General features: G+C 44.5%; 13 protein-coding genes and 1 riboswitch. All 13 genes read right to left on the bottom strand.

The annotated features are described in order from the left end of the window. Positions 1–140: 140 nt before the first annotated feature. A complete protein-coding gene (locus MXE28_RS10585) occupies positions 141–485 on the bottom strand; it encodes a YkvA family protein (protein WP_021840629.1) in 345 nt (114 codons plus the stop codon). Between the two features lie 53 nt (positions 486–538). Continuing rightward, a complete protein-coding gene (locus tag MXE28_RS10580) occupies positions 539–1,528 on the bottom strand; it encodes an antitoxin (protein WP_021840630.1) in 990 nt (329 codons plus the stop codon). Between the two features lie 245 nt (positions 1,529–1,773). Next, complete coding sequence (locus tag MXE28_RS10575; protein ID WP_021840631.1) at positions 1,774–2,541, bottom strand: SDR family oxidoreductase; 768 nt, start codon at positions 2,539–2,541, stop codon at positions 1,774–1,776. 19 nt (positions 2,542–2,560) lie between these two features. Beyond that, positions 2,561–3,346 (bottom strand): TSUP family transporter, encoded by a 786-nt coding sequence (locus tag MXE28_RS10570; RefSeq protein ID WP_247240145.1) that lies wholly within the window; start codon positions 3,344–3,346, stop codon positions 2,561–2,563. 7 nt (positions 3,347–3,353) lie between these two features. After that, positions 3,354–3,644, bottom strand: a complete 291-nt coding sequence (locus MXE28_RS10565; protein WP_006556263.1) for a YerC/YecD family TrpR-related protein — start codon at positions 3,642–3,644, stop codon at positions 3,354–3,356. Positions 3,645–3,747: 103 nt separating this feature from the next. Beyond that, positions 3,748–4,563 carry a MetQ/NlpA family ABC transporter substrate-binding protein gene (locus MXE28_RS10560; RefSeq protein ID WP_226974561.1) on the bottom strand — a complete coding sequence of 272 codons (816 nt, stop codon included), beginning with the start codon at positions 4,561–4,563 and terminating at the stop codon, positions 3,748–3,750. 95 nt (positions 4,564–4,658) lie between these two features. Beyond that, entirely contained in the window at positions 4,659–5,312 is a 654-nt protein-coding gene (locus MXE28_RS10555; RefSeq protein WP_021840634.1) for a methionine ABC transporter permease, read from the bottom strand. Next, positions 5,293–6,339 carry a methionine ABC transporter ATP-binding protein gene (locus tag MXE28_RS10550; protein ID WP_021840635.1) on the bottom strand — a complete coding sequence of 349 codons (1,047 nt, stop codon included), beginning with the start codon at positions 6,337–6,339 and terminating at the stop codon, positions 5,293–5,295. Before MXE28_RS10550 ends, MXE28_RS10555 begins: the two co-directional genes overlap by 20 nt. Positions 6,340–6,426: 87 nt before the next feature. Next, positions 6,427–6,530: riboswitch (SAM riboswitch) on the bottom strand. Between the two features lie 124 nt (positions 6,531–6,654). Next, entirely contained in the window at positions 6,655–7,188 is a 534-nt protein-coding gene (locus MXE28_RS10545) for a hypothetical protein (RefSeq protein ID WP_226974560.1), read from the bottom strand. Between the two features lie 7 nt (positions 7,189–7,195). After that, positions 7,196–8,050 carry a D-amino-acid transaminase gene (dat, locus tag MXE28_RS10540; protein ID WP_021840637.1) on the bottom strand — a complete coding sequence of 285 codons (855 nt, stop codon included), beginning with the start codon at positions 8,048–8,050 and terminating at the stop codon, positions 7,196–7,198. A 207-nt stretch (positions 8,051–8,257) separates the two neighbouring features. Beyond that, entirely contained in the window at positions 8,258–9,361 is a 1,104-nt protein-coding gene (locus MXE28_RS10535) for an acyltransferase (protein ID WP_247240144.1), read from the bottom strand. A gap of 207 nt (positions 9,362–9,568) precedes the next feature. Beyond that, positions 9,569–11,314, bottom strand: coding sequence for a DUF4127 family protein (locus tag MXE28_RS10530; protein WP_156704574.1), 1,746 nt, complete (start codon positions 11,312–11,314; stop codon positions 9,569–9,571). 167 nt (positions 11,315–11,481) lie between these two features. Beyond that, positions 11,482–12,108: a trimeric intracellular cation channel family protein gene (locus MXE28_RS10525; protein WP_021840639.1), complete on the bottom strand. Its 627-nt coding sequence runs from the start codon at positions 12,106–12,108 to the stop codon at positions 11,482–11,484. Positions 12,109–12,452 lie beyond the last annotated feature (344 nt).

Genomic DNA, 12,452 nt, shown 5'->3' with positions numbered 1-12,452 from the left:
GTATCTATCTAGGTTTACAGCACTTTTTACACACACTTTTTGTCCTATAACTCTATTTTGAAAAGCAAAGGCCGACCTGCGAGAAATCTCGCAGGTCGGCCTTCTTATTATTCAGCATTTCCCAAAAAGCTGATAAATTCTTATTCTTCTGAACCGAACGGAACAAGTTTTTGAGCCTGTTCACGATGCATTGGTTTAATAAAGCGGTTAGCCACTTTAAAAGCCAACGCAATGACAGCGGCATCATCAACCCAACCGATAAACGGAATGCGGTCCGATACTAAATCGATTGGCAAGATCAAATACCCTAAAGCGCCTGCCACGATAGCTTTTACGTACTTAGGGGTGTCAGGGTCACGAAAACAATAGAACAAAATAGCCGCACGACGCAAGAAGGCGACATTTTTACCGACACCGGTGGCAAAATTTAAAAACTTAGATGACGAAAAGAATTTCGCATACTTTATTAATTTCAAAGGATTCATTTTGATGCTCACTCCTATAATTCTCGTATACCTATACTGGATTGCCGCGGTGATTATTTCTGTAAATTGTCTTTCATGCCTTTTACAACATCGCTTACTTTTTCCACAACTTCGTCTTTTTTATCCCCTGCGGAGGCAACAAAGTCGCTTACTTTATCTACTACATCATCTTTAGTATCGCCGGCGGATGTCAAAATATCGCTCACTTTGCCGAGTACGGTAGATTTTGCTTCACCGGTCGATTTAATAGCGGATGTAGCTGTACCGGCTGCCAAGTCAATGGCTGTGGAGCCTACGGTTGCCAATAAAGCACCGATACCGGACAAAGCATGTTTAGCATTGGCTACATACTCATTGTCGGAATTGGCAAGAGCTTTGCCGGCAATACCGGCTACGGCCGCACTGGCTACACCGATTACTATGTTTTTAATAGAGCCAAAGCTTTCCAATAAGTCGCCCGTCAACAAGCTGTCTAAATTGAATTTATTAAGGCCTAAGAATTCATCGCTGCCCACACCGGCTTCTTTTAAGAAGTCTTTGTTTTCATCGCCTAACGGTTTATCTTTAAGCGGCGAATTTACCAACATGCCCACCGTTGTTTTATTATGCTCAATAATGTCTGTCAAACGTTCTCTGTATTCGGAGAAATCGCCCGGCATAGGCATGCCGTTTTCTACCCAAAGTTTAGCGCATTTGCCCACGGCATAGGTCAAGCAAATAGCCAATGGGATTTTAACTTTCGGATTAGGGAATACGGACGTCAATAAAGCGCTCACTACACTACCGCCCAAACCGCCGAGGAAGCCGATAATCGCACCGGCTGTAGCCGTATGACCATAAACAGCGGCAATGCGGCTTACCATATACGCATCATTGGCAATCAATGCAGTGGTGCTAAGTTTTGGTGCCATCACGAGTACGCCGGCACGAGCGGCCGCCCAACGGCAGATATTTTCAATTTCAGCATCGCGATTCGCGAGTTCCGCTTCTACGGCTGCTAACGTTCCTTCCGGATGAGTCATCAAATCTTTTACATCTTCCATCTATATCGCTCCTTTATCACCTGTAAAGTCAAATAACAGACAAATTAATACTATTCAATTTAATTATAACCCTTCATTCTAACTATTTCTATATGAAGGGTGAAAAATCCTCTTTATTTATCTATATTAATTATGCAATCTTACGCCGACTTAATTCCGCCCGGCACAGAGGTTCTATCCGGCTTGCCTAGTCATACGCCTAACCATACGCCTAATCGGGAGTCGAAAGCCTCTATAGGCCGTTATTACCAACTCGTTAAGCCGCCATCAATAGTCCAAGCGGCACCGGTTACGAAGGAGGCTTTTTCACTGAGTAAAAAAGCGATGACTTCCCCGATTTCTTCCGGTTTGGCAATACGGCCCAACGGATAATGCATGGCCATTTCTTCCATAGCTTCTTCAAAGGTCTGATCGCTTTCCGCAAGCTGGCGAGCTACGAGCGAAGTATCTACATCGCCGGGGCACACGCAATTTACGCGCACCTTATGGACGGCCATTTCAAGGGCCAACGATTTGGTAAAGCTTACAATGGCACCTTTAGATGCACCGTATACGGAACATGCCACATTGCCCTGAATCCCCGCATCACTGGACACGGTTACGATACTGCCTTTCGTACGACGCAAACAAGGCGCGGCAGCCTGACATAAAAAGACGGTACCCTTCACATTGGTGCCAATCATTTCATCGAAGTCCTGTTCCGTCACATCATCAATGAGTTCTTCTTTATAAAAACCGGCGGCAGTCACCAATGCGCTGATATCGCCGAACAAACGACAGGTTTCATCAACGATACGCCGACAATTCATGACTTTACTTACATCCCCTTGTACAAAGCGTACTTTAGACGAAATGCGACGCAATTTAACGACCGCCTCTTGGCCGGCTCGCTCATTGCGACCGTTTATCACAACACTCCAACCTTTTTTGAGTAGTAATTGCGCCGTAGCAAAACCAATCCCGGAAGTACCGCCACTAATAAGAGCCACCTGATTTTCACTGTTAATTGGCATAGTATCTCACCTTCCTTTGTCACCATTGCGCAACGATATAATCATAAGTTAATTTACAAAGCATACTTACGGTGGTGGCAATAAATACAAAACGCACCAGGCCCACACCTTTTTTGATGGCCAAGCGTGCCCCCAGCGTAGCTCCTATAATCTGTCCCGCCGCAGCCGAAAGGCCGAGCACATAGTCTACATGACCCAAACTTATAAACAGAATCAGTGACGCCAGATTACTGGTAAAGTTCAATAACTTAGCATTGCCTGACGAATATAAAAAGTTAAAACCGGCATAAATAAACATAAAGATTAAAAACGTGCCTGTGCCGGGGCCGACAAAGCCGTCATAAAAGCCGATACCTAACGCACCGATGGCGAGTAAAATCAACTTTTGCTTCGATGCGCCCGCATAGGTGGTCACTGTGCCCCAGTCTTTTTTAAACAGCACAAAAATCAAAACGCTGACGAGGAGCACGATGATAATCGGTTTTAAATATAAAGGGGGAATGCTGATAACCAGCCAAGTCCCGAGGAGGGAGCCTACAAACGTAATCGGCATTAAGCGTTTTACTAAAGGCCATTCCACTTTGCCGGAACGAGCGTACGCAATAGCCGCCGTTAACGCCCCGAATACACTGGATAATTTATTACTCCCCAGTGCCACACTGGGCGGTAAATTAGTAAGCAACATGGCCGGCACGGAAATTAATCCGCCACCGCCTACAATGGAGTCCACAAAACCGGCCAACGCTCCGGCAAAAAATAACATCAGCGGCATCAAAAGTGCCGGATCAATAAAACTTACATCCATATATGCCTCATTTCAAACGTGCCAAAATAGTTTTGTAGCCATCAGCTCCATAGACCAAGCAACGTTTTACACGACTGATTGTGGCTGTACTGGCACCCGTCGTCTCCACAATATTATCATAGCTTTCGCCGGCTTCCAGCATACGTGCTACCTGCAAACGCTGTGCCAACGCTTTCAATTCATTGACCGTACAAATATCTTCAAAAAACTCATAACATTCGTCGATTGTTTTCAAGGCTAAGATGGCTTCAAACAATTGATTATTTAAAGGATTACGTAGTTTTTCATTGACGCTCATAAGAATCCTCCCTTTGCTTAATTAGATAATTTTATTATATACATATTTAAGCAAAAGAAAAAGACTTTCACACAAAAAAGTGAAAAAGTCTTTTTCAACCCGACTAGAATGCCGGAATAATGGAACCTTTGAAGGTATCTTCTACAAATTTCTTAGTTGCATCAGACTGGTAAACAGCCAATAATTTCTTAATAGTTTCGTTGTTTTCATCGCCTTGACGGACAACAAATACGTTAGCGTACGGGGAATCTTTGCTTTCAACTACAACGGCATCTTTCAAAGGATTTAACCCTGCATTAAGCGCGTAGTTTGTATTAACTAAAGCAATATCTACATCGTTAAGCGAACGGGCAATCTGAGCGGCTTCCAATTCCTTAATTTGTAAGTTCTTAGGATTGGAGGTAATGTCCGCTACCGTAGATTTCGGCGAACCGCCGTCTTTCAACTGAATGAGCCCTGCTTGCTGTAATAACAATAGAGCACGACCGCCATTAGTCGGATCATTTGGAATCGCTACGCTCGCACCGTTTGGTACAGTAGCCAAATCTTTATACTGGTTGGAATAAAGACCCATTGGCAAAAGAATTGTTTTGCCGATAGACACTAATTTCAACCCCCGTTCCTGCACCATGTTGTCAAGGAATGGCTGATGCTGATAGGAGTTGGCACTCAATTCTTTTTGTTCAAGCGCCACATCCGGCTGAATATAATCATTAAACTCTACGACTTTAACTTTAAGACCTTGTTTCTCCGCCTCTTTGGCTACAAAATCCATAACCTGAGCGTGCGGACCGGCTGTTACACCTACGGAAATTTCATGATTCCCCGCTGCGGCGCCGTCGTTGCTGTCATTGCCGCAACCAACCAATACCAAGGCGAACGTTGCGATGGCTGCCAATAAGAATGCTAATTTTTTCATATGTTTCCTCCCAGTCTTTTCTCTACTCTCTTTTTCTTTTTCAAAAAAACTTATCTGTCCGGCACGTCATGCATGCCAATGCTTTTTACAAAAGCTTAACGTTTATTCACTTTGCGGGACAAGAAATCACCGCAAGACTGAATCAATTGCACCAATACAATCAAGATAACGATAGTCGCCAACATTACGTCGCCTTGAAAACGCTGATAACCGTAACGGATCGCGATATCCCCAAGACCGCCGCCCCCAATAGCACCGGCCATAGCGGAGTAGCTGATTAAGTTAACTACCAAAACAGTTATGTTATCAATAATTGTAGGCAATGCTTCCGGCAATAACACTTTGCGGATAATCTGCATTGGTGAAGCCCCCATAGCCTGCGCTGCTTCAATAACACCGCTGTTGATTTCGCGAATCGATGTTTCTACCAAACGCGCCAAGAACGGAATAGCCGCAATCGTAAGCGGTACACAAGCCGCCGTAGTCCCGATGGAGGAACCGGCAATAATACGGGTCAGCGGAATAATCGCTACCATCAAAATAATAAACGGAATGGAACGGAGTGCATTTACAACCGAACCTAATGTGGCATTCACTGCCTTATTTTCCATAATATGGCCTTTGCCGGTGATTACCAAAATAACACCGAGCGGAATCCCTACAATCATGGATACAATGGTAGAGATAACTGTCATTTGCAAGGTTTCGCCTAAACCTTGAATCAACAAATTAATGATTTGTTGCGACATAGCCGATCACCTCGCTTCCAATAGGCAATTCATTCAAGTACTGAATCGCCTGCTCTTCATTCTCTCTGTTACCGTCTAACACTACAATCAAATGACCAAAGCTCGTGTCTTGAATGTAATCGACGCCGCCGAAGAGAATACTTACATCGAGGCCGAAGCGGCGAATCATGCCCGCTACAATCGGCTCATCCACAACATCCCCGGTGAAGTTCAAACGAATAATCGGATGTAAGCCGTCTTTCCAATCGGGCTGTACATTGAGATGGCGCCATGCTTCTTCCGGTAATTTATGACTGATAATAGCCCCTACGAATTCCTTCGTTGTCTTTTCTTTAGGGCCTGTAAATACATCGACTACACGACCTTCTTCCAAAATAACGCCGCCTTCAATAACGGCAACGCGGTCGCAAATTTCTTTGATAACCTGCATTTCATGTGTAATGAGGACGATAGTTAATTTTAATTTTTCATTAATATCTTTCAATAATTCCAAGATGGATTTGGTAGTCTGCGGATCCAACGCAGACGTGGCTTCGTCACAAAGTAATACTTTCGGATTACTTGCCAAAGCGCGGGCAATGCCGACACGCTGTTTCTGACCACCCGATAACTGAGATGGGTAGTTATTCAAACGGTCGCCCAATTTAACGATATCAAGAATCGGCAAAATGCGTTCCTTGATTTCCGCTTTACTCATCCCCTGCAACTCCAGCGGGAAGGCTACATTATCATAAACCGTACGGGACGACAATAAATTGAAGTGCTGGAAAATCATGCCGATGTTTTTCCGCTGTTCCCTGAGGTCCTTTTCATTCAATTTCGTAAGATCTACACCGTCTACTACAACAGAACCGGATGTAGGTCGTTCCAGCATATTAATACAACGAATCAAGGTTGATTTACCGGCCCCACTTTGACCGATAACCCCGAAGATTTCGCCCTCTTTAACGGATAGGCTAATGTCTTTTAGCGCTTCTACGCGATTCGGACCGTCATAAACTTTGCTAATATGCGTAAGTTCAATCATGTGATCGCTCTCCTTTTCTCTAACTCTCTATTTGAAATATATTTAATACAATAAAAAAACTCTTCACACACATGAAGAGTTACAGTTTCTTCATCTGTCGAAGCCTAGCTTCGTTGGAATTGGCACCGTTCCTTACCGGATGGTTGCCGCGACTTCATAGGGCCAGTCCCTCAGTCAACTCTTGATGAACCTATGTATTTTTAGCGTGATAAAATCATAACACTGTAGCGAATGACTGTCAATAGAAGACTCATAGACAGCTTATAGGGCTTTTATATAGCTACCTATAGAGTTCTTATATAACCATTTATAAAATTATTTATTGCCTCCCAGTGAGCTGTGATTCAAAAGGAACCTCGCCCCTACAACAGCCAACGTGCCCGTCACAATCTGCGGCCAACTCATCATAAACAGAACGGCCCGTCCAATCGGATATGGCACGGCAAAGCCTACAAACAGCACGGCAAAGCCTACAAACAGCAGGGCAAAACTGCAATATAAAACGACGCATTTGGCCACACTGCACACAAGAGCTTGCAGCCATACGGACTGATTTTTAAGGAGATAACCAAGTATTACAAATACCGTATTCCCTAACGCCACGAGCGGCACGAAAGGCGCAAATGGCAACATGGCCTGCATAAAAGCAATCACCGGCGTTGCCCACGCAATACCAAGACCGCTTGCCAAGCCGTAACGCATGGCCGCCACCAACATACAAAGCCCCACTAAGGAGCCAATCAAAAACATACTTACCATATTGGGCAACGGAATAATAAGGCGCAGACTTTGACTAAGCAAAGCCAGCGCCAATAATAATCCCGTCCCCGTAATGATTCGGGTATTCATAAATTAATTAAGCCAACCCTTCTGCCAATAATTTTTCATAACCGGCACGCAATTTGGCGGCTACAGGACCTACTTCACCATTGCCAACCGGCTTGCGGTCATAGGTCGTAATCGGAATAATACCGCCGATTGTATCGGTGAAGAAGAGTTCATCCGCATTTTCAACAAATTCACGGTCAAATTCTTTTTCAATGACGGAAACGCCTGCCGTCGGAGCTACGCGAGTTACTACGAGCTGACGCGTAATACCTTTTAAAATCAAGTTATTGGCCGGATGGGTATAGCAAATGCCGTCTTTAACAGCAAATACGTTAGAAGTAGCCCCTTCCGTGCAGATATCGTCGCGGAATAAAACGGCGGAATAAGCGAATTTCTTTTCAGCCTTAGTCTGGGCCAAAATATTCGGAATGAGGTTCAAAGTTTTAATATCCACATTAAGCCAACGTTCGTCAGGCAAACTGATTGCTTTGACCCCTTCGCCCAATTTGCTCAAATCTTCTTTGATCGGGCGAATATACATGTACATGGTCGGTTCCAATTTGGAGCGATCATATGCATGATGACGCGGTTCCACACCACGGGTAATCTGCAGATAAATATAGCCGTCCGTAATACCACTCTGTTCAATCATAATTTCATGCAGTTCCTGCAAATCTTCCGGACGCATTTTTACCGGAATATCCATGAAGCGCATGGAGCGATAGAGTCTGTCCTGATGGTACGAAAAAGCAAAGCAACGGCCGTCAAAAACACGTGTTACTTCATACACACCGTCGCCGAAGCAATAGCCGCGATCGTCTAAGCTGACGCATTTAGCACCAGGCTCTACAAATTCACCGTTAAAATAGGTTAACTCTTTCATAAGAACACCTCGCATATCCTATGTGGCAACCCGAAATTACACATCGGGAACATCCAACAAAAATCAAATATTGTTTATGTAACGATTATAGCACAGTCGACGGACACTTGCCCACAAGGTAAATAATTTTATTAACTATTCAATTTACGGTATAGTCAAAATCGTTTATCAGCCAAGCAAACGCAGCGTACTCCGTCAAAAAGATTATTAACGGCCCAGAAGAATTCGACGCACCGGTTTTGGTAATTTTTTTAAAACAAGCGTCCCCAAATAAGACAGACACACCGTACAAATATAAATCCCGATAACAACCAAAGCCGTATATTGCAATTTTGCCTCAAACATACCGGCCGAGAGAATGATGAGCATAAACGGATGAATTAAGTAAATCCCGTACGACGTCTCACCAATCTGCTCCCAAATAGCCCTCGCAGCACTGCTCATCGGCGTGGCAATGAAAAAGAACAGGAAGAACAGCGTGGCGGCACCGGTATAGAGCATCCCCATAGGACTCAATTGATGAACCGTATAAATTGCTTCCAACAAGGTATAATGCCGCTCATTGAGGACGTAAAAATAACTGCCTATCATGAGGGCCACCGAAAAAGCAAAGATGATTGTCAAAAGCCCTTTATAGCGCCACAATAACTCACAGGTTGCTTCATAGCGTTCCGCTACCACCGCGCCTAAGAGGAAGATCCAAATATAGTGAAGCACCCAATAATTGAGCTTCATGGAGTACGCATATTGAAGCCAGTGATTAGCAAACTTAATCTGGCCACTGTAATAGGACGACCAAAAGTTGAACGCCACTTGAACCACGAAGATGAGCGACAACCAAAGAATGGGCTTTTGCAAAATACCGCGCACCATGGCCCGCCAAAGGGGCATCATAAGATAAAACCAGAGCAAAATAACCATGAAATACAAGTGGTAGTAGCCGTTGCCAAAAAACAAGGCCGGCAATAAATAGCGCGGTGTTAAGCCTGCAAAATTGCCCACTGTCGCCCCGGCATACGCAATATATAAAATAGACCAAGCAATATAGGGGAACAAGACAACGCGGGAACGGCGCCACAGAAAATCCTTGTAGGAAAACTCGTCAAAGCTTGACGTGTGATAAAACAAACCGAAGGCTGACAAGAAGAAAAATGCCGGCACGGTAAAGCGCGATAAAATCTCCAACAAACCGATTAACTGTACATTGGCTTGCGGATTGGCGAGGGCAAATGAGCCTACGTGTATGCCGATAACGCCAAGCATACAGAGACCGCGCATATAAGTTATTTCAGGTAAAAAGGCCTGTTTCAAAACAGTATCTCCTCTCTAACACAAACGGGACGAAGGACTAAGCCCTCCGTCCCGTATATATCTGTTACTTCTTTTGGTAAATTACGGCTACATCACTATTCCTGACGGCTGAATCGCAATCCTTTGCCGCTAAGATTTGATGCTATATCACTTATTCTTAACGGCTGAATCGCAACCCTTTGCCGCTAAGATTTGATGCTGCCTCACTTATTCCTGCGTTACCGGAATTTGAGTGGACATGCCACCCGTAGCAGGTGCTGCCGGGGCTGCATTGCCGGCGGCTGCCGCTTTAGCTTTGGCTTCCGCCTCGGCCTTGGCTCTTGCTTCGGCTTCCGCTTTAGCCTTGGCTTCCGCTTCACGCTGTAAACGTAATTCTTTTTGCAAAGGTGCTATCGGCTGATCATACACAGTAATATCTGTTTCAAACAGACGGCCCCAAGGGAATCGTGCTGAAACAGTACGCGGATCAATCTTCAGATATTTTTCGGCAAAATCCTGAACGCGTTCACCCATGTAGCTTTCCAGTTTTTCATTCAAAGTACCGGTGTAGCGCACATTATCGGTGCGAATCGAATCCTGCATGCGATAAATATCTTTACGGATGTTAGCCTGGTAAGCCCAGTTATCCAAATACTGCTGCGTCAACATATCGCGATGAGCCTGAGTTGGCATAGCTTTGCCCAAAATGCCCTGCGCAATGGCATAGCCTACGGTATTACTTGCCGTATTCCAACCATTGTACGCATCTACTTTGTAGAGTAAATCCCGTTTGTAGAGTCCATATACGAATGTATTGTCAGCGCCGTTAGAGTAAGAAATATCGGCAACACTTACCGGTACGTTCTGTTCAATGGCGGTCTGAATTTTGTCTAAAAAGGCATTCGTGCTGGCAGAAATCATCGGGAAGTTTTCAAACGCTTCCGATTCGCCGGTTACTTTGCCAAGCGGCGTATTTACGGCCAATAAAATGTCCGGTTTGCCTTTGGTAGCCAGCGTGCCACCTACGGCTTCCACGTGCTCCGCAATCGTCTTGGCAACGGTCTGATCCTCGTAATGAGGCACCGTTTCACCGGCACCGCCCAACGGATAAATCACTTCAAAGGACGGTTTCAAGTTATTGCGGTCCACATGAGCGCGGGCAATAAGCAACAAGCCGAGCTGATCGGCGCCTGGGAAGCTGCCGTAACGATCAATGTTAAGCCCTTTGCTGTATAACTTCAAATAACGACTTTCCAAAGCTGACTGCGATAAAGTACTCGTATCGTCATGACCTAAGGCGAAATATTTGAAAACGCCTTTGCGAGTTTCATCAATAAGCGCACGGTTAACCGTCATATTCTTCTGACGACGGTTAAACCAGTCTTGTAAGTATTCAACCGGCACCGTAGCGGTCAGTTGTACCAATGAAGACTGTTCTTCTTGTGTCAAATTACCGGCATCCATTTTATCCTGCAACGCGGCAATCTGGAAAATAGTCGGGCCGTATTCATCATAATAGGATGGCTCTACCCCGCCCCCACTGGCTCGCGGCGAACGCATTACCGTACCGAACGCATAAATCGGCACATTCGGGAATTTGTCGTGCAAAGTTCCGATTTGTTTCGTGCGGTTCAACAACGTATTCAAGGATAAGTTGTGTTTACGGGAATCTACCAAGCCACCGTACACCAACGTATCCGTGCTGAGCACCATCACATCGGCGCGGCCGGCGTTTTCATCAACCCACTGCCAAATTTTATCCGCTTCACCATGATAATTTTTACCGGAAATCAGATAATCCGGCGGCGTAATCACCGTATAACCGGCACCTTCCGCCGTGTCAACGGTGTAAGATAAGCTAACCGGACGGTTATCCTGCGGTACAAATAAAATGGTAGCTGCCTCTACCTGCGATGTTCCCCATAAAACAGCAGCCGCTAAAGCCCCTGCCAGCCAGGAAAATCGTTTTTTCAATACACTCACTCCTTCTTCTTAGCTTTACTTGATTTTTTTATAAAATGTAATTGACTTATATTAACATAATAAACATCGATTTTCATCGAAATTCTTGTAATCTCTAGTATTATATCATATTTTGTGTTAATTAAACATATAGAACTAAGTTAATATGTGACCCTATTTTATTTAATGCGCGGCAAGCTCCAATTATACCGAATGGCCAGCGTACGAATAACAACTACAATGACAAACGCACTGTACGACGCCATTTGCCACATGCCTCCGTAGTAAAACGCACAATACACGATACCGCCGATAATGGCCGGCAAGGCATACACTTCTTCACGCAGCACCGACGGTACGCGCTGTGCCAAGATATCACGGATTACCCCGCCACCTACGGCCGTCAACAAACCTAAGATAACGCTCAAAACCGGCATATCCGGATAGTTGTACACGCCGATGCCGGCGCCGGTAACCGTAAAGGATGCAAGCCCCAACGTATCGGCTGCCAAATACATCCGGCGAACCCAACGAGTCCCGATGTAATGATCGCTGCGTGAGCGATAAATAAGGAACATAATAAAGGTTACCGCAATGACCGTTCCCACATAAATGCCGGTGCGAAGCGAATTTGGCGGAATATTACCCACAATTAAATCACGCATAATACCGCCACCAATGGCCGTAGCCAAAGCTAAAACAAGCATGCCGAAAATATCCATACGCCGCCCGATGCCTACAAGCGTCCCCGAAACGGCAAAGGCAATGGTGCCCACCATGTCAAAAATAAGCCATAATAATTCCAAGATGTTTACTCCTTAATTCCTTGTAATTTACAAACAACATGAAATAATGGTCTCTTTGTCTCAAATATATCACTTTATTATAGCACAATACGGTGTTTAAAGTCCCCTATATACGGATAGTAAAATAAGAATTAATCAGCTACCGTTGTTGTAAATAATTACCATTTTTTCATATGATTACTGTATAATAGAATTAAGTTTTGATATTTGTTTTCAAAGTAAAAAACAAACGATTAAAACATAAAATTTAGTTACATTATAAAAATAGAAAAGACCTCCGAAAGTATATTTTGAACCGACCCCTTAAAGTTAGACCTAAAAATCTAATTTTAAGGAGGTCGGTT

The organism is Veillonella sp. KGMB01456, from assembly GCF_023051165.1.
In the GTDB taxonomy this organism is placed as follows: Bacteria; Bacillota; Negativicutes; order Veillonellales; family Veillonellaceae; genus Veillonella_A.
Note: the sequence above shows the minus strand (reverse complement) of the source record. Positions and strands in the feature narration are given on the sequence as shown.